The sequence below is a fragment of the Angelakisella massiliensis genome (assembly GCF_900104675.1).
Taxonomy (GTDB): domain Bacteria; phylum Bacillota; class Clostridia; order Oscillospirales; family Ruminococcaceae; genus Angelakisella; species Angelakisella massiliensis.
Map to the genome: position 1 here is coordinate 1,298,718 of NZ_LT629945.1, position 21,277 is coordinate 1,319,994.

General features: G+C 54.6%; 20 protein-coding genes and 1 riboswitch. Of the genes, 17 read left to right on the forward strand and 3 right to left on the reverse strand.

The genetic code is table 11. The features are described 5' to 3' along the window. Window positions 1-246 precede the first annotated feature (246 nt). On the reverse strand, window positions 247-2,130 hold the full coding sequence (gene htpG, locus BQ5383_RS11585; protein WP_207646812.1) for a molecular chaperone HtpG: 1,884 nt from the start codon (window positions 2,128-2,130) through the stop codon (window positions 247-249). A gap of 263 nt (window positions 2,131-2,393) precedes the next feature. Here htpG and BQ5383_RS11590 point away from each other — a divergent pair, with 263 nt between their 5' ends. Beyond that, window positions 2,394-3,566, forward strand: a complete 1,173-nt coding sequence (locus BQ5383_RS11590; protein ID WP_071435043.1) for an NAD(P)-dependent malic enzyme — start codon at window positions 2,394-2,396, stop codon at window positions 3,564-3,566. A gap of 131 nt (window positions 3,567-3,697) precedes the next feature. Next, a complete protein-coding gene (gene fumC, locus BQ5383_RS11595; RefSeq protein WP_071435045.1) occupies window positions 3,698-5,077 on the forward strand; it encodes a class II fumarate hydratase in 1,380 nt (459 codons plus the stop codon). Between the two features lie 324 nt (window positions 5,078-5,401). Here fumC and BQ5383_RS11600 read toward each other — a convergent pair whose 3' ends face one another. Further along, window positions 5,402-5,653, reverse strand: coding sequence for a hypothetical protein (locus tag BQ5383_RS11600; RefSeq protein ID WP_071432151.1), 252 nt, complete (start codon window positions 5,651-5,653; stop codon window positions 5,402-5,404). Between the two features lie 157 nt (window positions 5,654-5,810). Here BQ5383_RS11600 and BQ5383_RS21145 point away from each other — a divergent pair, with 157 nt between their 5' ends. From BQ5383_RS21145 to BQ5383_RS11645, 10 genes are all read left to right on the forward strand, one after another. Continuing rightward, on the forward strand, window positions 5,811-5,978 hold the full coding sequence (locus BQ5383_RS21145; protein ID WP_172724623.1) for a hypothetical protein: 168 nt from the start codon (window positions 5,811-5,813) through the stop codon (window positions 5,976-5,978). 311 nt (window positions 5,979-6,289) lie between these two features. Then, the gene (locus tag BQ5383_RS11605) at window positions 6,290-7,639 is read left to right on the forward strand and encodes a replication-associated recombination protein A (protein ID WP_071432153.1); all 1,350 of its coding nucleotides are present in this window, start codon (window positions 6,290-6,292) and stop codon (window positions 7,637-7,639) included. After that, window positions 7,636-8,328, forward strand: a complete 693-nt coding sequence (locus BQ5383_RS11610) for a 4Fe-4S double cluster binding domain-containing protein (RefSeq protein WP_071432155.1) — start codon at window positions 7,636-7,638, stop codon at window positions 8,326-8,328. The genes BQ5383_RS11605 and BQ5383_RS11610 overlap by 4 nt, the downstream gene beginning before the upstream one ends. A gap of 466 nt (window positions 8,329-8,794) precedes the next feature. After that, on the forward strand, window positions 8,795-8,977 hold the full coding sequence (locus BQ5383_RS11615; protein ID WP_139193412.1) for a tyrosine-type recombinase/integrase: 183 nt from the start codon (window positions 8,795-8,797) through the stop codon (window positions 8,975-8,977). A gap of 173 nt (window positions 8,978-9,150) precedes the next feature. Further along, entirely contained in the window at window positions 9,151-9,609 is a 459-nt protein-coding gene (locus BQ5383_RS11620) for a low molecular weight protein-tyrosine-phosphatase (RefSeq protein WP_071432159.1), read from the forward strand. Between the two features lie 104 nt (window positions 9,610-9,713). Next, complete coding sequence (locus tag BQ5383_RS11625) at window positions 9,714-11,090, forward strand: sodium-dependent transporter (RefSeq protein WP_071432161.1); 1,377 nt, start codon at window positions 9,714-9,716, stop codon at window positions 11,088-11,090. 144 nt (window positions 11,091-11,234) lie between these two features. Next, window positions 11,235-12,041 carry a MerR family transcriptional regulator gene (locus BQ5383_RS11630; protein ID WP_071432163.1) on the forward strand — a complete coding sequence of 269 codons (807 nt, stop codon included), beginning with the start codon at window positions 11,235-11,237 and terminating at the stop codon, window positions 12,039-12,041. A gap of 175 nt (window positions 12,042-12,216) precedes the next feature. Next, window positions 12,217-12,789 carry a chromate transporter gene (locus BQ5383_RS11635; protein WP_071432165.1) on the forward strand — a complete coding sequence of 191 codons (573 nt, stop codon included), beginning with the start codon at window positions 12,217-12,219 and terminating at the stop codon, window positions 12,787-12,789. Next, window positions 12,776-13,306, forward strand: a complete 531-nt coding sequence (locus BQ5383_RS11640; RefSeq protein WP_071432167.1) for a chromate transporter — start codon at window positions 12,776-12,778, stop codon at window positions 13,304-13,306. Before BQ5383_RS11635 ends, BQ5383_RS11640 begins: the two co-directional genes overlap by 14 nt. Before the next feature lie 215 nt (window positions 13,307-13,521). Further along, complete coding sequence (locus BQ5383_RS11645) at window positions 13,522-14,631, forward strand: M20/M25/M40 family metallo-hydrolase (protein WP_071432169.1); 1,110 nt, start codon at window positions 13,522-13,524, stop codon at window positions 14,629-14,631. A gap of 142 nt (window positions 14,632-14,773) precedes the next feature. Here BQ5383_RS11645 and BQ5383_RS11650 read toward each other — a convergent pair whose 3' ends face one another. Next, window positions 14,774-16,765, reverse strand: a complete 1,992-nt coding sequence (locus BQ5383_RS11650) for a hypothetical protein (RefSeq protein ID WP_071432171.1) — start codon at window positions 16,763-16,765, stop codon at window positions 14,774-14,776. Window positions 16,766-16,928: 163 nt separating this feature from the next. After that, a riboswitch (cobalamin riboswitch) is annotated at window positions 16,929-17,124 on the forward strand. Window positions 17,125-17,348: 224 nt separating this feature from the next. Here BQ5383_RS11650 and BQ5383_RS11655 point away from each other — a divergent pair. From BQ5383_RS11655 to BQ5383_RS11675, 5 genes are all read left to right on the forward strand, one after another. Further along, window positions 17,349-18,098 carry an energy-coupling factor ABC transporter permease gene (locus BQ5383_RS11655; protein ID WP_071435047.1) on the forward strand — a complete coding sequence of 250 codons (750 nt, stop codon included), beginning with the start codon at window positions 17,349-17,351 and terminating at the stop codon, window positions 18,096-18,098. Between the two features lies 1 nt (window position 18,099). Further along, complete coding sequence (locus BQ5383_RS11660) at window positions 18,100-18,435, forward strand: energy-coupling factor ABC transporter substrate-binding protein (protein ID WP_071432173.1); 336 nt, start codon at window positions 18,100-18,102, stop codon at window positions 18,433-18,435. Window positions 18,436-18,777: 342 nt separating this feature from the next. Beyond that, window positions 18,778-19,683, forward strand: a complete 906-nt coding sequence (cbiQ, locus tag BQ5383_RS11665; protein WP_071432175.1) for a cobalt ECF transporter T component CbiQ — start codon at window positions 18,778-18,780, stop codon at window positions 19,681-19,683. A gap of 5 nt (window positions 19,684-19,688) precedes the next feature. Then, entirely contained in the window at window positions 19,689-20,498 is an 810-nt protein-coding gene (locus tag BQ5383_RS11670) for an energy-coupling factor ABC transporter ATP-binding protein (protein ID WP_071432177.1), read from the forward strand. Continuing rightward, window positions 20,495-21,274, forward strand: coding sequence for a sirohydrochlorin cobaltochelatase (locus BQ5383_RS11675; protein ID WP_071432179.1), 780 nt, complete (start codon window positions 20,495-20,497; stop codon window positions 21,272-21,274). The genes BQ5383_RS11670 and BQ5383_RS11675 overlap by 4 nt, the downstream gene beginning before the upstream one ends. Window positions 21,275-21,277 lie beyond the last annotated feature (3 nt).

Here is a 21,277-nt window from a genome sequence, read left to right on the forward strand (position 1 = left end):
CGGTCATTTTCTCCTTGTTTTTGCCCAGGCTTTTCACAGCATTCTCCTTCGATTGCAACGGAAGCTTTTCGTGCGCTCCGGCAAAGAAGAGAGTTTTCTGCCCAAAACCAGAAAACAACAGCCCGAGGGGCGTTGTGAAACCCCCTTGGGCTGTTGTTTGACAGAAATATAATAGCTGATTGGGCGGGATGGAAAACTGATTTGGAACCTTCTGAGTGCCTTACAGTTTTCCGTCCTGCTTTGACATCATTTCTCAGAAATCAGCCGGCAAACCTTGTTGGTATAGGCGACAGGATCTTCCACCGGTAGCCCTTCAATGAGCAGAGCCTGGTCGTACAGAACCTCGGCGTAGTCCTTCAGCTTCTCCTGATCGCTTTCATACAGCTTGCTGAGAACCGAGAAAACAGGATGATCATAATTGAGCTCCAGCACCCGCTCAGCCTTGATTTTTCCAGCCTCGCCGGAGGGCATGGCGTTGAGGACCTTTTCCATCTCCAGGGAAAGGCCGCCCTCACTGGTGATGCAGACAGGATTTGTCTTGAGGCGATGGGAGATCCGCACTTCCTTGACCTTGTCGCCCAAGCTTTCCTTGAGGAAGGAAAGGAGGTCTTTGTTTTCCTCGGTCTGCTGCTGGCTGGCCTTTTTTTCTTCCTCGCTTTCCAGATTCAGGTCGCCGTCGGAAACATTCTTGAACTCCTTATCCTGGAAGCTGTGGAGCATCTTGAGGCAGAACTCATCCACATCCTCGGTCAGATACAGGATCTCATATCCCTTCTCCCGCACCAGCTCGGTCTGAGGCAGGTGCTCCACCCGGGCAATGCTTTCTCCGCAGGCGTAGAAGATCTGCTTCTGATCCTCCTTCATCCGGGAGACATATTCCTCCAGTGTTACCAGCTTGTTTTCCGCGGAGGAGTGGAACAGAACCAAATCCTGGAGCAGGTCCTTGTTGGCGCCAAAGCCCTCATAAAGGCCGAATTTGATCTGACGACCAAACTGCTTCCAGAAGGTTTCATACTTCTCCCGGTCATTTTGCAGCAGCTTGAGCAGTTCCGCCTTGATCTTCTTTTCCAGGCTCCGTGCGATGAGGCGAAGCTGACGGTCATGCTGAAGCATTTCCCGGGAGATATTCAGGGACAGGTCCTGGGAATCCACAAGGCCCCGGACAAAGCTGAAGCAGTCAGGCAGCAGATCGGCGCACTTGTCCATGATGAGCACGCCGCTGGAATAGAGCTGGAGGCCCTTTTCGTAATCCTTGGAATAGTAATCATAAGGAGCCCGGCCGGGAACGAAAAGCAGCGCGTCATAGGTAGCGGTGCCCTCGGTCTTGGTGTGGATGACCAGAAGGGGATCTTCGTAGTCCATGAACTTGCTCTTGTAAAATTCGTTATATTCCTCGGTGGTGACTTCGTTTTTATTCTTCCGCCACAGGGGGATCATGGTGTTGAGGGTTTCGGTTTCGGTGACGGTTTCGTACTCGTCGGAATCCTCCTTCTTGCGGCTGCGGCTCATCTCCATCTGAATGGGATAACGGATGTAGTCGGAATACCGTTTGACCAGATCGGACAGCCGGTACTGGTCCAGAAATTCGTCGTAGTTGTCCTCCTCCGTATTGTCCTTGATGTGGAGGATGATGGTGGTGCCGGCCTGCTCCCGCTGGGCGGGAACGATATCATAGCCCTCAGCGCCGGTGGAGTTCCAGCGCCAGGCCTCCCCGCTGCCGAAAGCCTTGCTGATGACCTCCACCTCTTTGGCCACCATAAAGGCGGAGTAGAAGCCTACGCCGAACTGGCCGATGATATTGACGTCGTCACCGGTATCATTTTCTTTCTTGAAGCTGAGGGAACCGCTGCGGGCGATGGTACCCAGGTTATTTTCCAGCTCCTCCTTGCTCATGCCGATGCCGTTGTCGGTGATGGTCAGGGTGCGGGCTTCCTTATCCGGGGTAAGGTGGATACGGAAATCCTCCCGGGACAGCCCCACAGTTTGATCGGTGAGGGAACGGAAATAGAGTTTGTCGATGGCGTCGCTGGCGTTGGAAATCAGCTCCCGCAGAAAGATTTCCCGATGAGTGTAGATGGAATTGATCATCATTTCCAGCAAACGTTTGGATTCAGCTTTAAATTCTTTCACAGGATGACACCTCGAAATAAAATAGTACAATTTTGGCACTCTCTATATATGAGTGCTAATATAGTATAACCTTCCCGACTTGGAAAATCAAGAGAAGGAAAGGGAAATTCACAATTTTTCCATAATTTTATCCTTTCCACAGGAAAAAAGATTGTTATGATAACTTTACCTTGACGAAAAAAAGATTTCAGGCTATGCTTTTTTCAGAGGAGCTCCCCAAAACCAGGGAGCGTTTTAAAATAAAAGAAAGCAGGTGCGAGCAGATGGACAACAAAGAACTGGCAATGAAAAAACATTATGAATGGCAGGGAAAAATTGAAGTGATTTCCCGGGCCGAGGTAAAGGATAAAGCGCAGTTGGCGGTAGCCTATACGCCCGGTGTGGCGGAGCCCTGCCTGGCCATTGAAAAGGATCCCAATCTTTCTTATGAACTGACTCGCCGGGGCAATCTGGTGGCGGTCATCACCGACGGTACAGCGGTACTGGGTCTGGGGGATATCGGCCCCGAGGCGGCTATGCCGGTTATGGAAGGAAAATGCGCGCTGTTCAAAACCTTTGCAGGCGTGGACGCTTTCCCCATCTGCATCGATTCCAAGGACCCGGAAACCATCATCAACACCATTCTCCTCATTTCCAAGAGCTTTGGCGGCATCAACCTGGAGGATATTTCCGCCCCCCGCTGCTTCCAGATCGAAGCGGAGCTGAAAAAACGGTGTGACATCCCTGTTTTCCATGATGATCAGCACGGTACCGCCATTGTGGTGGGGGCTGCCTTGCTCAACGCCGTCAAGGTGACCGGCCGCAAAATGGGAGAGCTTCGCCTTGTGATCAATGGCGCCGGCGCAGCCGGAATCTCCATCGGCAAGCTGCTGCTCCAGATGGGATTCGGAGATATTATCCTGTGCGATATCAAAGGCGCTCTTTATCGGGGAGCCGACTGGATGAATCCGGCCCAGGCCGAGATGGCGGAAAAAACCAACAAGGACAACCGTCAGGGAACCCTGGCGGAAGTGCTCAAGGGAGCGGATGTTTTTATCGGCGTTTCCAAGCCCGGTCTGGTAACGGCGGAAATGGTCTCCACCATGGCCAAGGACCCCATTGTTTTTGCCATGGCCAACCCTGTTCCTGAGATCATGCCTGATGAGGCGAAAAAGGGCGGCGCGGCGGTCATTGGTACAGGCAGATCCGATTTCCCCAACCAGATCAACAATGTTCTGGTTTTCCCCGGCATTTTCAAGGGCGCTCTGGCTGTGCGGGCCCGGGAGATCACCGAGACGATGAAAATCGCCGCTGCCCATGCCATCGCTTCCATTGTTTCAGAAGAGGAGCTGCGCCCCGACTATGTTCTGCCGGATTCCTTCAACCCCCGGGTCGCTGACGCGGTTGCCGGCGCTGTAGCGGAGGAAGCGGTGCGTCTGGGGCTCAACAGAAGATAACAGCGGCCTTCTTTAGGGGCGGCACTTTCAAAGGATAGCAATGAGCTTCCCACACAGGGCGGCAGTCAGTGTGAAAGAGGCAGCCGGACATGATGCTGTTCCGGAAGTAACATAGAAAGAGAGCGTCAATGATGGAATATCGAATTGAACACGATACCATGGGCGAGGTGCGGGTCCCCACGGACAGATACTGGGGAGCACAGACCCAACGGAGCTTTGAGAACTTCAAAATCGGCGGTGAGAGGATGCCGGTGGAGATCATCCGCGCCTTTGCCCTGCTGAAAAAGGCGGCCGCTCTTGCCAATCATCAGCTGGGACGTTTGGATGAGCGCCGGATGCAGGCCATTGTGCAGGTCTGCGATGAGATCTCCCAGGGAAAGCTGGATGAACATTTTCCTCTGGTGGTATGGCAGACCGGCAGCGGTACGCAATCCAATATGAACGTCAATGAGGTCATTGCCAACCGGGGCAACGAACTGTTGGGGGAGAAGCTGCTCCATCCAAACGATCATGTCAATATGTCCCAAAGCTCCAACGATACCTATCCTACAGCCATGCACATTGCGGCGGTGACAGTGATAGAGGACCACTTGCTTCCGTCCCTCAACCGCCTGGAGGAAACCTTTGGCCGGCTGTCGGAGGACTATCGGGACATTATCAAAACCGGCCGTACCCACCTTCAGGATGCCACTCCGCTGACTTTGGGACAGGAGATCAGCGGCTGGCAGCAGATGCTGGTCCAGTGCAGGGAAATGCTCCGGGCCAGTTTGGGAGGTCTGCAGCAGCTGGCTTTGGGAGGTACTGCTGTGGGTACTGGCCTCAACGCTCCGGCGGAGTTTGGAGAGTTGTCTGCCCGGATTCTGTCGGAGCTGACAGGAAAACGGTTCGTCACCGCCCCCAACAAATTCCACGCGCTCACCAGCAAGGATCAGATGGCCTTTGCCCATGGGGCTATGAAGGCCCTGGCCGCCGATCTGATGAAGATCGCCAATGATGTCCGGTGGCTTTCCAGCGGGCCCCGCTGCGGCATCGGGGAGCTGTTGATCCCTGAAAATGAACCGGGGTCCTCCATCATGCCCGGCAAGGTCAATCCTACCCAGTGTGAGGCGCTGACTATGGTGGCCGTGCAGGTGATGGCCAATGATGTAGCGGTAGGCATGGCGGCCAGCCAGGGAAATTTCCAGCTGAACGTTTTTATGCCGGTGTGCGCCTATAATTTCCTCCAGTCGGCCCGGCTGCTGGGGGATGCGATGGAATCCTTCCGGGTCAACTGCGCCCAGGGAATCAAGCCCAATCTTCCCCGAATCCGGCAAAACCTGGAGAACAGCCTGATGCTGGTGACCGCCCTCAATCCTCACATCGGTTATGAGAACGCCGCCAAGATTGCCAAAACCGCCCATCGGGAGGGGCTGACCCTCCGCCAGGCGGCAGTCAAGCTGCAAATTTTGTCCGAAGAAGAGTTTGACCGCATTGTTCGTCCGGAACAGATGATCGGTCCGCTGAAAAAGTAAGTGAATCCTTTTGGTACGAAAAAGGCCCTCTTTCCATCCGCTGGAAAGGGGGCCTTGGTGTGTCGAGAGAGTGGGCGCATATCCCTTTGAGTGTGCCGAAGGGGTTCGGCACACTTCCTGGGGGACCAAGTCCCCCAGGACACGCCGCTTGGTTCCTGACGAAACCAGCGGCGATACCCCCGGTTTTTCGCCCCGGTGGGCGCGGATCGCGGCTTGATTTTTATGATGATCGTTTTGAATTTTGTGTGCCTAAAAAATGGTTTTTATAGTTTGAGGCCCTCTTTCTACTGAATAGAAGGAGGGCCTCAGATTAAACAATTGATTTTATGATTTCAAATATCCCAACAGGTAGGCTTTTGCTGTATAGGAGGAGGAAAAGTGTACTGGTTTTTGAGTGAAATATTCCACCGCGTCATTCCATTGATTGCAGGGATAGCTCTGGGGGGAGATCTCTTTCAAAGTTTCCGCCAGCTGATGGTGAGACAGTTCGCCATATTTCAGGTCGGACAAATAAAGCAAACCCAACTGATTTGCCCAATCGTCCAACAAAGAGGAAGTTGTGCCAGAAAGTCTCATAATCCACCGCCATTCTTTCTATTATGATACATTTTTTAACCAATTATACACCTGGAGAGATCAATAATCAATTATCTTGGGTAAATTGCGCTTTTCATTCAGGTAAAATTGTGTCCATCAGCGCCCATTTGACACAATAGAGAGGAGAAATAATGGGATGAAAAAGGACCTTAACATCCAGCTTGAGGAGACAATCCGACAACAGCGGGAACTTTTAAAGCCGACCCAGGAAGAACTGGCAGAGCTGGCAGGAGCCAATTCCCTTTTTATGAGCTGCATTGAAACGAGGCGGAAGAGGGTGTCTTTGACCACCCCGAAAAAATGATGCGAAATACGGTACCTGTCGGCGGACGAGGTTTTGCTGGGATGGCGGAAAGAGAAGCCAGAGGAAATTTATCAGCTGCTGGAATGGCTGGAACCACAGTTTCATCCTATGGCCGAGGAGATGATCTGAATACAGGTCAAAACTGTCGTCAGAGCCCCACGGGAGGAAGAGAATATGATGGATTTGAGCTGAAAACATGATCCCCGCCTGATTTTTTCGGCAGCAGTAAAGAAAATATGTTCGCCATCCTTGATTCTGCCAATGGAAAAAGCTATGATAGAAACATAGTTTCAAGGAGATGGGAACAAGTGATGCAGCAGAGTTTGTTTGATCGCCCGAATATGGATGGTACCCCTTTGGCCAGCAGGATACGCCCCAGGGATCTGTCGGAATTTATAGGGCAGGAGCATCTTTTGGGAGAGGGAAAGGTACTGCGGAATCTCATTGAGCGGGATCAGATCTCCTCCATGATTTTCTGGGGACCGCCTGGGGTGGGCAAAACCACCCTTGCCAGGATCATTGCCCGGCGCACAAAGGCACACTTTGAGGACTTCAGCGCAGTCACCAGCGGAGTGAAGGAAATCAGAGAGGTAATGGCCCAGGCGGAAAAGAGACGGCAGCTGGGGGAAGTGACCATCCTGTTTGTGGACGAGATCCATCGCTTTAACAAAGCCCAGCAGGATGCCTTTCTTCCTTTTGTGGAGCGGGGAAGCATCATTCTCATCGGCGCCACCACTGAAAATCCTTCCTTTGAGATCAACTCGGCTTTGCTGTCACGGTGCAAGGTGTTCGTACTTCAGGCGCTGACAACTGAAGATGTGACCCGGTTATTGGCCCATGCATTGGAAGATCCCCGTGGCTTTGGAACGCGCCGGGTGGAGCTGGAGGAAGGCTCGCTGGAGCTGATGGCTGCCTTTGCCAATGGAGATGCCCGCACCGCCCTCAATACACTGGAAATGGTGGTCCTCAACAGTCCTCAGGAGAATGGTGTCATCCGGGTGACCCGGCAGGTGCTGGAGCAGTGCATCAATAAAAAGTCCCTTTTGTATGACAAAAAGGGGGAGGAGCATTATAATCTGATCTCCGCCCTTCACAAATCCATGCGCAACAGTGATCCTGACGCAGCGGTTTACTGGCTGGCCAGAATGCTGGAAGCCGGAGAAGATCCCCTGTATGTGGCAAGGCGATTGATCCGCTTTGCCAGCGAAGATGTGGGTTTGGCGGACAGCAGAGCGCTGGAGATCGCTGTAGCAGCTTATCAGGCGAGCCATTTTATCGGTATGCCTGAATGTACAGTCAATCTGACCCATGCGGTGGTTTATTTGTCCATGGCCCCCAAGTCAAACGCCTTGTATACAGCATATGAAGCAGCCCGGCAGGATGCCCAGAAAATGATTGCGGAGCCGGTTCCATTGCAGATCCGCAACGCCCCCACGGAACTGATGAAGGAACTGCATTATGGGCAGGGATATCAGTACGCTCACGACGCGCCGGACAAGCTGACCTTGATGGACTGCTTACCCCCCAGTCTGCTGGGGCGGGAATATTATAAGCCTACCGCACAGGGTTCTGAAACCCGGGTAAAGGAGCGTTTGGAGCAGATCAAAGAGTGGAAACGCCGTAACCGCGTTGCCGACAGAACAGAGGAGGAACAGTCATGACGATTCAGCAGCGGCTGCGGCAGCTGGCAGAAAAACAAGGTTTGGCCGACATGGGCTTTTTCCGGACCGACCATCCGGGAAGCGGGGGACTGGGTTATGGTATTACTTTGGTAGCCCGCTTATCCGATGCTGTGGTGGATGAAATCACAGACCGGCCTACCCACAGTTATTTTCATCATTATCGCACGGTTAACGCCTATCTGGACCGTTGTATGCTGGAAACAGGGCTGTTGCTGCAGCAGCAGGGATGGCGCTATATTCCGGTGGGGGCGTCTCAAAGTATTCCAACTGCGGAGGATCCTCACGGTTTTCATGGGCGGTTTCCCCACAAGCAGGGAGCCTGTTTGGCTGCGTTGGGAGTAATGGGTACCAACGGATTGTTTCTCCATCGGCAGTACGGCCCCAGAGTGCGCTTGGGGACGGTGTTTACCGATTGCCCTTTGGTGGGGGAGAATCCGCAGCCGTTGGAAAACAGAGTTTGTGAAAAATGTGGCCGCTGTGTTTCCGCCTGCCCTGCCAATGCCATCAAAGGGGTGGTATATCAGAGGGGTATGCCGGAAATTTCCCTGATAGATCCACAGGCTTGCAGCCAGTATATGAAACAGGCCTTTCAAAAAATTGGACGGGGAGCGGTATGCGGCATCTGCATGAAGGTTTGTCCCTATACGGGGGAAAAGGCGGTTCCATGATCAGGCAGAACGATCTTTCACAGATGAGGCAGATAAAGAAAAAGTAAAAAGAAGCGGCAGGGGAGCATTTCTGTTATCGGGAAATGCTCCTCTGCATTTTCCGTGTGTTTTACCGCATTGAAAGTGCTTTGATGCAACGCAGTTTTAAATAGCGGCTATAATGGCTGCTGTTCAGTCCAAACTCAAGCTTATCATATGCCTTCAAAAAGGGGGAGTGCGCCCGGTTCGGCCGGTATGCCGTATATGATGGATTTCTGGAACAAATACACTGTGATTGAAATTTATAATGCAAAAGACTGTCTGCATATGGTACAATAAATGTGTTTGATGAAGGTTTTTCCAAGAAAACGGAGCAATAAGACGAAAAGTCCAAGGGCTGTCAGAGAAGGCTTTCAGGAAGAGGGAAAGCCTCAAAAATTTCGCAGGCCCGATGCTCTTGTCTTGATTCAAAAGAGAATGACAACCCATGTTGTTCCGACATACCTTTTGCACTAACATGGCGAGTGCGGGTATGGATATCAAGAACTTGCAGTATGTGATGGGCCACTCCGATGTGGGGGTCACACTGAATGTCTACACCCACGCCAGCTTTGACCGGGCAGCCGAACAGATGGCAAAAATCCTTGTGTTCTCCGCTGTGACAGCTTGAAAAATCAGATCAAATCCGCAGTTGGTACTACACCAATTACTACACCATTTGCCGGTGAAATTGCGTAGAAATCCGCAGATTTGCGTGGGCAGCATGGCAGCCGCCGTGAAAGGAAAACGTCCAAAAGTCAGTGATGCCAACGGCTTAAAAGCTTATGAAGGGATAGATCAGAGATGACAAAAATACTGTTTGTTTGCCATGGCAATATCTGCCGTTCCACCATGGCTGAGAGTGTAATGACCTGGCTGGTCCGGCAGAGCGGAGTGGAGAAAAAATATCAGATTGCCTCTGCCGCTACCAGCACCGAGGAATTGGGCAACGGTGTCCACCATGGCACAGTGGCTCAGCTGCGGAGGATGGGGGTGCCGGTGGTGCCTCATCGGGCGGTACAGATGACCAAGACGGATTATGATCGTTACGATCTGCTCATAGGGATGGATGAATGGAACCGCAAGAATATGCTGCGTATCACAGGAGGCGATCCTGAGGGAAAAATCCACTTGCTGCTGGATTGGTCAGAACACCCCCGCGCCATTGCCGATCCATGGTACACAGGAGATTTCCAGGCCACCTGGGAGGATGTTCTGGAAGGATGCCGGAGCCTGCTGCTGGAGCTGGAGAAGGAAAGGTGAGACAAAAGCTTTTCTCACCCAAAAAGATCTGGTATACTGAATGAAGTTTCAAAAAATTTTCAGCTTTTCTTATCTATAAATCTGAGATTGAAGGTGGATAACAGATGGAGCGTGAACGGTTTGGCTCCCGGCTGGGCTTTTTGCTCCTTTCCGCAGGCTGTGCCATTGGAATTGGAAATGTATGGCGCTTTCCCTATGTGGTGGGACAAAATGGGGGCGGCATTTTTGTTGTGTTTTATCTGGTGTTTCTGGTGATTGTGGGAGTGCCCATTTTGACCATGGAGCTTGCAGTGGGCCGCGCCAGCAAAAAGAGCATCATCAGGGAATTTGAAACGCTGGAGCCGGCCGGTACGAAGTGGCATTGGTACAGCCCCCTGGGGATGCTGGGCAATTATGTGCTGATGATGTTTTATACCACTGTAGCAGGCTGGATGCTGGCGTATTTTCAAAAGTTCGCGGCGGGAGACTTTGAGGGCCTGTCCCCGGATGCTGTGAAGGCGGCTTTTGACCAGATGCTGGCGGAACCATTGCCCATGGCGGCCTGGATGGTGTTTGTGGTGGTCTTGGGCTTTGTCATTTGCGCTCAGGGTCTGCAAAAAGGGGTGGAGCGCATCTCCAAATGGATGATGCTGGCATTGCTGCTGCTGATTTTGATATTGGCGGTGCGGAGCGTTACTCTGCCGGGCGGCGAAGAAGGGCTGGCCTTTTATCTGCTGCCGGATGCGGGACGTCTGGGAGAGGATGGCTTGCTGGGAACAGTGGTGGAAGCGATGAAACAAGCCTTTTTCACCCTTAGCCTGGGCATTGGCGCTATGGCGATCTTTGGCAGCTACCTGGACCGTGACCATCGACTGATGGGAGAAGCTGTGAGCATCGCGGCGCTGGATACCTTTGTGGCGGTGACTGCCGGTCTGATCATTTTCCCCGCTTGTTTTGCCTTTGGGATCAACCCCAACAGCGGGCCGGAGCTGATTTTTATTACGCTGCCCAACGTGTTCAACAATATGGCGGCAGGCAGATTGTGGGGCGCTCTGTTTTTCCTCTTTATGAGCTTTGCCGCCCTGTCCACGGTCCTTGCGGTGTTTGAAAATATTCTTTCCTGTACCATGGACCTGACCGGTATCAGCCGGACAAAGGCCTGTCTGATCAATGGCGCTCTCATCATCCTTCTCAGCCTGCCTTGTGTGCTGGGATATAATCTTTGGAGTGATTTTCGTCCTTTGGGACCAAAGACAAGGGTGCTGGACCTGGAAGATTTTGTAGTCAGCACAGTGCTGCTGCCGCTGGGTTCGCTGATCTATCTGCTGTTTTGTACCCATCGTTTGGGCTGGGGCTTTCGTGCCTGCCAGAAAGAAGCCAACCAGGGAAAGGGCTTGGCCATGCCTTCGTGGCTTCGGGGGTATCTGACCTGGGTGCTGCCGTTTTTGGTGCTGATCGTGCTGCTGTTGGGGCTTTACAGCTCTTTATCGCCTGTGTTGTGACAAAGAGCTTCTGAAGAGAGGGGCAAGTCCGGCGGCTTCCGTTTGATGGAATACGGGGGCCGCCTTCGGCTTATACAAGGACGAAAGTCTCACTACAAATCCAGCCAATGTAACAACCGGCCGGAACAGGAGGAGAAAAAAGAAATGAAATATCGGATCGGTGTGGTAGCCAAGCTGCTGGGAATCTCCCCTGAAGGGCTGCGTTTGTATGAGCGGGACGGGATCCTGGCATCCCGCAGAGAGGAAAATGGCAGCGGATATCGATATTATGAGCGCTTGGATATTACAGCGTTGCTGCGGGCCCGGGCCTACCAAAAATACGGCTTTTCCCTGAAGGAAACCGAGAGCCTGATCAATACAGATGATATTGATCAGATCGTGGACGGCTATACCCGCCGCAGTCAGCAGCTGGCGGAGGAGATCGCCCGGAAGAGGCGAATGCTGGATTATCTGAACAAAACTTCCGCCATCATTGAGCGCTTGCCGGAAGAGCTGTGGCAGATCCGTCGGGACACAAGACCGGGCCTGTACCGGTTTGAGTTTATGAAGGGGGATGAGCTGATGCTCAAGCCGGAATCCTATGGCGATTTTCAGCGCTGGGTGTCCATGGCTCCCTTCACCTTTCCTTCCCAGCGCAATGAATGGGAGGCATTGACGGAAGGCCGTGACCGCAGCTTCTCGGCGTTGGGAATGATGGAGGAGGACGCGGCTGCCCTGGGGGTACGGGAAAGCGAATTGGTGCGCTATTTTCCGCCATGCTCCTGTTTGTACACTGTAGTGCGTATCTCCAGAGAGAATGCCAGCTGTGACAAATACCTTGCCCACCTGCGGGAGTTTGTGGAGAGAGAGGGGATACAGGTGACGGGTGACCCTGTGGCCAGAACTTTTTTATCCATGAACAAGCGGGATGATTACACCCGGTACCGCCAGATCTGGCTGCCGGTGGAGTAATAGAAGCCTCAGACCGCCAAAGCCAAAAACAGGAAGGTGAGCAGGCCCGCTCAGGAAAAATGTCCATGCCCTCTCACGGTGAGAATGATCTTCGGCTCATGAGCATCGCAAAAAGCTATTGACCTTACATAAGGTTGAAGGTGTAAAATAAATAATATGCAGGGAGGGGAGAAAATTGAGCAATTGGAAAAAAGCGTTGATTTTGTTTGGACAGTTTTTCAAGTTTGGCTGTTTTACCTTTGGAGGCGGATGGAGCATCATCGCCCAAATGCAGAAGCTTTATGTGGAAAATGAAAAAACCATGACCTCTGAGGAATTATTGGATATCACCAGTGTAGGGCGCAGCCTGCCGGGAACCATGATCGGCAATGTAGCCATGCTGTACGGTTATCATGTAGGCGGCGTCGTTTGTGGGCTGGCTTGCCTGATTGGCATGATTCTGCCGCCGCTGCTTATTTTGACGGTGATTACTTATTTTTACAGCCTGGTCCAGGACAACCCTTGGGTCATGAGCGCTATGGTGGGGGTTCGGGCTGCCATCGTTCCCATTATTGCCAGTGCGGCTGTCAGCCTGCTCAAGAGCGCTTTCCGTTATCCCCTTTGCTATGCGCTGACCATTATGGCGGTGATACTGTACCTGGCGGTGAACATGAGCTGTGTGACACTGGTTGTCATCGGCGTGGTGTGCGGCCTGCTCATCAGCGAATATTATGAGCGGAAGGAGCTGAAAAAGAATGGTACTGCTTGAATTGATTTGGAGTTTTACCAAGATAGGCTTTACCAGCTTTGGAGGCCTTTCCATGATCCCGCTGATTACCAGCGAGGTGCTCTCACACGGCTGGATGACCGCCAGCGAGGTGTCGGATATTGTGGCAATTGCCGAAATGACCCCTGGCCCGTTGGGGCTCAACTGCGCCACCTTCGCAGGAATCAAGGCGGCGGGGATCCCCGGAGCCATCGCGGCAAATTTGGGCGTGCTGATGCCCACCCTTACCCTGTGCTTGGTGGCTGCGGTATTCTTTGAAAAGTTCAAGACCAGCCGCCGCATGGGGCAGATCATGGTAGGTGTGCGTCCCATCTGTGTGGGACTGATCGTGGGCGTTATGATCTCTTTGAGCATGACCAACTATGTAGTGGAATCTGCCGTCAGTTTGCCTGCCATTGGAATTGCGCTGCTGGATCTTTTTCTGCTGCTGCGTTTTAAACTGAGCATCCCGAAAGTGATTCTGATCAGCGCTGTACTGGGTTTGGTCTTTTTCCACTGATATATTTTTGCTGATGTATCCCTCCGTCTGCCAGGCGGGGGGATATTTTGTATGGCTGTGTTTTTAAAAGAAAAATGCTTGTACAGAGTATGAAGGCGCCGATGGATGCTTTTGTATTTTCGGTGTATTGGCAAAGGAGCTGTTTGGCGTTACAATAGAAGCTGGCAGCCGGAATGATCCGGTCCCGCTGATAAATGATAAAGGAGGATCACCCTATGAGCAAAATTGACCGTGAAGCGCTGGTGGAGCGGCTGCTTCGTTATGTGCAGATCGACAGTGAGACGGGAGATGAAGGGGAAATGGCCCGGCGTCTGGAGGAGGACTTCAGAGCGTTGGGATGCGTCGTCACCACGGATGACGTTCATGAGGCTGCTCAGACCACAGGCAGCAACATATATGCCACCCTGCCCGGCGATCCGTCCCTGGAGCCCCTCATGCTCAGTGCTCATATGGATACTGTAATTCCAGGCAAAGGCGTGCGTCCCAGGGTCTGTGAGGACGGCTATATCCGCAGCGACGGTTCCACCGTTCTGGGCGGAGATGACAAAGCAGGTGTCTGTGCCATTATGGAAGCTATGAAGGCTGTATCGGCCACTACACACCGGACGGTGGAGGCAGTCATTACGGTCCGGGAGGAAAGCGGACTGGTGGGAGCTAAAAATCTGGATTACAGCCGTATCCACGCCAAAAAGGCGGTGGTGCTGGATACAGGAGGCACCGGCGGAGACATTATCACCAGGGCTCCCGGTCAAAACAAGATCGTGGCGGTCATTCATGGTAAAAAAGCCCATGCAGGTTCCTCCCCGGAGAAAGGAATCAGCGCGATTCAGGCAGCGGCCCATGGCGTGGCGGCCATGAATCTCCTCCGGGTGGATGAGGAAACCACCTGCAATATCGGCACCTTTATGGCGGAAGGCCCCACCAATATCGTCAATGCCACTGCCCGTCTGGTACTGGAGGTACGCAGCCGCAGTGAGGAAAAGCTGGAGGCGCAGACGAAGCATTTGGTGGATTGTTTTGAAGAGGCGTGCCGGAAGTTTGGCGCCCAGTTGGAAACAGAGGTGACCACCAGTTATTTGGGCTTCAGCCTCAGTGAGGAAGAGCCGCTGGTCCAGTGGCTTTTCCAGGCTGCCAGAGAGGTGGGCCTGGAACCCAAAACTGTAGGAAGCGGAGGAGGCAGTGACGCCAATATTTATAACCGCCACGGCATTACCGCCGTCAACATCGGCGTGGGTATGGAAAAGGTTCACACCACCGAGGAACAGTTATCCATCAAGGATATGACCAATACCGCGGAGATGATTTGCCGGCTGCTGCAGCCGTGATAAGCAAAAGATTACCCATGGCAACGAGATCGGATAACGGATCGGTTTGTTAAGAGGGTCAAAAAGAGGCTTGGAAACTTTCTGCAAAGTTTCCAAGCCTCTTTTATCATGTCTATACGCTTTTCCTCCTGAAAGGATAGGGTCATTCTTCTTCGCTAAGCTCCACGAACCAGTACAACAGCTGTCCATCCCCGCTGTCAGCCTCCAATGTAAAGGAAAGCCGTCCATCTGCAGAAACAGCAATGTTTTGAGGGATAGATACCGATCCGTGATCTCCGCCGTAGGAGAGAGGAACCACCGTTTGGAAGCTGTTCTGGAGATTCCCTTCCAGGTCGTAGAGAGCAATGTGATAATAGTGGTCACTGTCGTGATTGTCCCGGCTGTAAACCACACCGGGCGGAGTGGTATAGTAGATCTCCACCAGATGCTGGCGGGCCGCGTCCGGGAAAGCACAGAGGAATCTGGTTACTTCATCCTCCGGTACAGTCAGCCGGGAACGATCAGCCTCGGCATATTCCTCGGGAGGTGTGGACAGACGGTAAAAGGATGTGCCGGATTGAGAGGAGGCAAACAGCACATCATCTTCCAGCAGCCCCAAAGACTCCTGGCGGCCATAATACAGTGTTGGAAGAACGCCGTAAAGCTGCCCGTTGGAGGGATTATCCACTACCGCCAGGGACAGGTTGGAATCCGGAATCCTGCTGATGTTGGACAGATAAAGCCGGGTGCCTTCTTTATTTTCCTGTACAATTTCAGTAACCTCAGGATACAGCAGCTGTTCCAGAATACAGCGGTTACGCTGACAGATTTCCAGCAGCGAGGAGGTATACCCCATTTCCTCCAGTTGCTGGAGGGCTTCTTCATCATCGTAAAAATCCAGACTGTAACGCTCTGGGTCAATGATCGCGGGGGAAGGGCTTTCGGCCTGCAAATCCATTTCATATTCCCGCAGGTCCCCCATACCCGCCATGGGACCATAATAATCAAAGGTGAGAACACCATTGCTTAGCCGGATGACATCATCCTCGGGGGACAGGGTGAGCTGTCCGCCCCGGACAGTCAGGCCGGTATCCGCCTGATGGATGACGCCGGTTTCTCCATCCAGCCAAGCCACCTGCCAGGTAAGACCGGAGGGTACGATCCAGGGGAAGCTTTCCCGTTCTTCCTGGGTGAGCCAGCAGAAGAAGACAGCAAAGCCGCCTGTCCGCTGAGAGTCGCCCACAGCGGGAGAAAGAAACCAGGGAGAGCGCTCTCCTTCAGGGTCGGACAAAGAGGAAAGCCCTACCGGGATCTCAGGTGTACTGCTGCCCAGATCGTAAACAGATAGTCCGCCTGTGGAAGTGAACAAAGCCAGCATCTGCCGTCCCACGGCCTGAGGTTCCGGCAGACCCTCCGGTACTGATTCCAGAGGCAGAATTGTATGGCTTTCTTCCTGGTAGAGGGCACAGTGATATTGCTGTCCATCCTCCGGCTCTGACAGAAGGAGCTGCCATCCGGAAAAAGCCGGAAGAATATCCCACAGAAAGAAGGTCTGGTCTTCCGGCAGCCCTTCCAACAGCAGCAGATCGCCGGTGCGGGGGGAGGCGGCGAGACATTTCTCGCTGTTTTCGCTTCGCAGCAGGATGCCGCTGCGCCAGTCAGAGGAAAACTGGATTTCTCCGGCACTGTAATTACCCAAGCCTATATTTTCCTCCTGGTAGGAAAACAGCGCCACCCGCTCCGCAGTGTCCTGCTCCCCATTGGTGGAAGTGATCAGGCCGTAAAGCAGCAGCAGCCTGTCAGCGCCGGCAGATTCCCCGGAAAGGGAGGTACATGGATAAACCACCGCGCTGATGCGCATGGTATGATCCTCCTGCTGGTTTGGAAGAACGACGCCGCCGGCCAGGAGAGGATAGGCGCCCTCGGGAATACTGAGCCCCTGCTGGAGCAGCCGCTGCTGAACAATGTCGCGCTCCAGAATCGTGCTGTCCCAGGGGATGTGCTCCACAGAGGGCAGGGAAAGCCCCACAGGAAGACTGGAGGAAGACGGATTGTCCGGTACTGAGGCAGGAACGTTGGACTGGCTGCAGCCCGATTGGGTCCACAGCATCATCAGCGCGATAACGACAGCGACAGGCCGAAAAAACCCTTTCATTTCATTCCCTCCAGTTGATATGGCTGCGGCAAAGAATACTGCATCGTGATGAAAATACAATTTTATAGTACAACGGTGTTCCGTCCGTTGTCAAGGACAGATTGACCACAAACTGGAAGGCGCTTTTCCCTCTGTACAGCGTCTGTAATTTATGGTAAAATAGGTGTGCAAAATATCGTCAGGTGCCCGGGGCCGCAGGCTGGCCGGGAGAATAGGGAAGCGGGTGAAAAGCCCGCGCGGGACCGCCGCCGTAAAGGGGGAGTTCCGGCGCATGAATGTCACTGTGCGGTACGGCATGGGAAGGCGCGCCGGGGCGTGGACCTCTGAGCCGGAAGACCTGCCTGATGATGGATACTGCCGGAAAGGGGCAGAAAATCCGGACGGGGACGGACAAAACGCCGGACGGATGCTGAAGCGGAGCGGGACCAGGTCCGGCGTGCCGCTGTGCTGCCTTTTCCTCGGTGGATGGAAAAGGCTTTTTCTTTTTCTCCCGGGGAAAAGGGTCAGACGGCTGGGGCGGACAGAGCGGTTTTGCGCGCCTCCTTTCCCGGCAGGTCCGGTCAAAAAGAAGGAGGAGTTTTTTATGAGCAAATGGGAAATGTCTTTACTGCGCCTCTCCGCCTTGCTTTCCGGTGTTCTGGCCGTACCACAGACCGCCTGGGCGATGCATATTATGGAGGGCTACCTGCCGGGGAGCGCCTGTGTTTTGTGGGGAGCGTTGTGCCTGCCCTTTGTGGTGGGCGGGGTATTGGCCATCCGCCGGACGGCGGCCCGTCAGCCTCGTGGTATGCTGCTGCTGGCCATGGCGGGAGCCTTCATTTTCGTCATTTCTTCCCTGAAGATCCCTTCGGTCACCGGCAGCTGCAGTCATATGACCGGTACCGGTCTGGCGGCAATCCTTTTCGGGCCTCTCCATGCCACAGTGCTGGGGCTGATTGTGCTGCTGTTCCAGGCGCTGCTGCTGGCTCATGGCGGGCTGACCACCCTGGGGGCAAATACCTTCAGTATGGCTGTAGCCGGGCCGGTGGTGTCCTGGGCTGTGTGGCAGCTTTGCCGCAAAGGTGGGGTAAACCGTAAGGTTTCAGTCTTTCTGGCGGCCTTCCTGGGGGATCTGCTGACCTACTGCGTCACCAGTTTGCAGCTGGCTTTGGCTTATCCCTCTCCGGAGGGAGGCGTGGCTGCCAGTGCAGTCTCCTTTTTGGGGGTATTCGCTCCCACTCAACTGCCTTTGGCGGTTATCGAAGGAATTTTGACTGTTCTCATCATCATGGGCATGGAAAGCTATGCCCAGCCGGAGCTGCGTGAGATTGGATTTATCCGGGAGGGAGCCTGACATGAGTAAAAATTTGAAACTGACCCTTGTTTTGCTGGCGGTGGTGGCGCTGCTGATTCTGGTTCCCTTTGTTCTGGCCCCGGGAGCGGAGTTCGGCGGCAGCGATGACGCCGGAAGCCAGATGGTGGAGCAGGTGACGGGTCAGCCTTATGAGCCATGGTTTACCCCGGTGCTGGAAACCGCCCTGGGCGGGGAACTGCCGGGGGAGATCGAGAGCCTGATCTTCTGTGTCCAGACGGGAATCGGCGTGGGGATCATTTCCTTCGCCTTCGGCTATCTGGTGGCCCGGAAGAAGTATAAAAAGGATGATGCGCACACCCCCTTGAAGAAGGACTGAAAAAGTCCTTTGGAAACTGCCGGAACGCAATTTGTCTCTGGCGCTGATGATTTTATGGTGCTGTAAAATGATGCCGCCCCGGTCAGGAGGATTTTCCCGGCCGGGGTGGTCCCGGGTGTGACTGGAAACAAGGGACTGTCCTTGTTTTCAAAGCGTAGGGAGAAAAGTGGCTGAGGCCGCAAAAAACGTGCCCACAGAGGTTGGAAATCTGGAATGTCGAACCTGACTTCCGCAGCAACAAGGTTCGTACCCAAGGTATACCCAATACATCCAGGAAGCGTGTCCAATTTTTGAGGTGCGCTCATCTGCAAAGGAATTCCCCACAGAAAGGAGAGAAGTAGGATGATAACCGGAATTTTGACGGCCCTGGCCCTGTTCTCCCTGTTGGCGGGACGGATTCCCTTTCTTCCTCTGGCGCTGCTGTCGGCGGCGGGGGGGCTGGTTTTGGCCCTTCTTTCCCGGCACCATAGCCACGGCCCGGTAGTGATCGATCAGCTGGCTCACCGTTCTGCGCTGGGACAGGCTTCCACCGGCTGGAAAGCCCTGGTTTGCTGCCTGCTGCTGGTGATGGCGCTGAATATCCGTCATCCGGCGGCTGCGCTGCTGTTGGGACTGATGGCAGCGGTCTTTACCATCTTGGGGGCTGGAGTGCCCTTGGGGGAATACCTTTCCCTGCTGTCCTTGCCCCTCAGCTTTCTTCTCCTCAGCGGCCTCGCTCTGCTGTGGGGCTACAGTACCGCTCCCACGGGGATGCTGTCGGTGCCGTTTGGGGGAGGATTTTTGACAGTGGCAGCGGAAGCTCAAACCCGGGCCGCTCTGGTCACCGCCCGTTCGGTGGGAGCCCTCAGCTGTCTTTATCTGCTGGCGCTGACTACCCCCCTCTCCCGGCTGGTGAGCCTGCTGCGGCGGCTGCGGATGCCGGAGGTGCTGCTCCAGCTGATGACCCTCATTTACCGCTATCTCTTTTTGCTGCTGGAACTGCATCGCACCATGGAGGATGCCGCCGCCAGCCGGTTGGGTTACGCCGCCTTTCCCCAGGGGGTGCGTACTACAGGAAAGGTGTGGGGGGGCCTTCTCTTTCGCAGCCTCCACCGGACCCGGCAGTATTTTGACGCCATGGAAAGCAGATGCTATGACGGCAGGCTGGAATTTTTGGAGCGCCCCCTGCCTCTGCGGGGCAGAGACTTGGTGTGGGGGCTGGGGCTGATGCTGACAGGACTTGCCCTGATGGTTTTCAGTTGGAGGTGAAGAAAATGGAGGAACTGCTGCGTCTGGAACAGGTTTCCTATTCTTATGACCACGGCGCTCCGGCTTTGGAGGCCCTTTCCGTCACCGTTTCCGCCGGGGAGAAGATCGCTCTGGTGGGGGAAAACGGCGCGGGAAAATCCACCTTTCTTCTCTGCTGCAATGGGGTCCTCGCACCTACCTCCGGGAAGATTTATTGGCAGGGACAGCCGGTGGGACGGGACCGCCGGAGCCTGACCCAGCTTCGTCAGGGGGTGGGGTTGGTGTTCCAGGACCCGGACGCCCAGCTGCTGGCGGGGACAGTGGAGGAGGAAGTGAGCTTCGGCCCCATGAATCTCCGCCTTTCCAGAGAGGAGACGGCACAGCGGGTGGACCGGGCTCTTGCGGCTTTTTCACTGGAGGATTTCCGCTCGCGGGCCCCCCAGTATCTTTCCGGCGGCGAGAAAAAGCGGGTGACCCTGGCGGACGCTTTGGCTATGGAGCCACGGCTGCTTCTGCTGGATGAACCGGCTTCCAGCCTGGACCCGGGGAACGCCCGGCTGCTGGAGGAGAATCTGGAGCGGCTGTCCAGCCAGGGAATGGCCCTGATGGTAGCCACCCATGATCTGGACTTTGCCTGGCGCTGGGCCGGACGGGTGCTGGTGTTCCATGGGGGACGCCTGGAACGGGACGGAACGCCGGAGGAAGTGTTCGGGGACGCGGAGCTGCTCAGCCGGTGCGGCCTTGCCCAGCCGGTACTGATGGAGGTGGGGCGGCTGCTGGGAATGACCCCCTTGCCCCGGACGATAGAGGAACTGAAAAAGGAGTGGAATAGATGAAAGAAGGAATCCTGGCTGTCAGCTTCGGCACCTCGGTGGAGGAGGCCCGGCTTCGGCAGATTGAGCCGGTGGAACAGGCCATTGCCGCCGCTTGTCCTCAGGCGGTCTTTTACCGGGCCTACACCAGCCCCACTATTCGCCGGATTCTGGCGGAGCGGGGGACGATGGTGCAGGACCTGGAGGGGGCACTGGAACAGATGGCGGCGGAAGGCATCACCCATGGTGGGGTGCAGCCCACCCACCTGTTGTACGGCTATGAATATGACCGCATCCGCCAGACGGTGGAGAAATGGCGGCCCCGGTTTGAGCGGCTGACATTGGGCCGTCCTCTCCTGGCGGATACCGATACCCTTTTGGAGATGGGGGAGCTGCTGGACCGGATCTATCCCCGTCAGCCGGGCCGGGCAGTGGTGCTGATGGGCCATGGCACCCATCATCCAGCCAACATGGCCTATCCTGCCCTGCAAACGGTGCTGAACATGAAAGGCCGCCCCGATCTGCTGGTGGGAACGGTGGAGGGCTGGCCCTCTCTGGAAGAGCTGCTGCCGGTGCTGAAAGCGGGTGGTTATCAGAAAGTCACCGCTGCCCCCCTGATGCTGGTAGCCGGGGACCATGCCCTCAACGATATGGCCGGGGAGGAGCCGGAAAGTTGGAAAAGCCGTCTCACACAGGCGGGATTTTCGGTGGACTGCCGCTTGCAGGGCCTGGGGGAGCTGGAGGAAGTGCAGCGCCTTTATGCAAACCGGGCCCGGATGCTGCTGGAAGGAGAAGAATAAGGA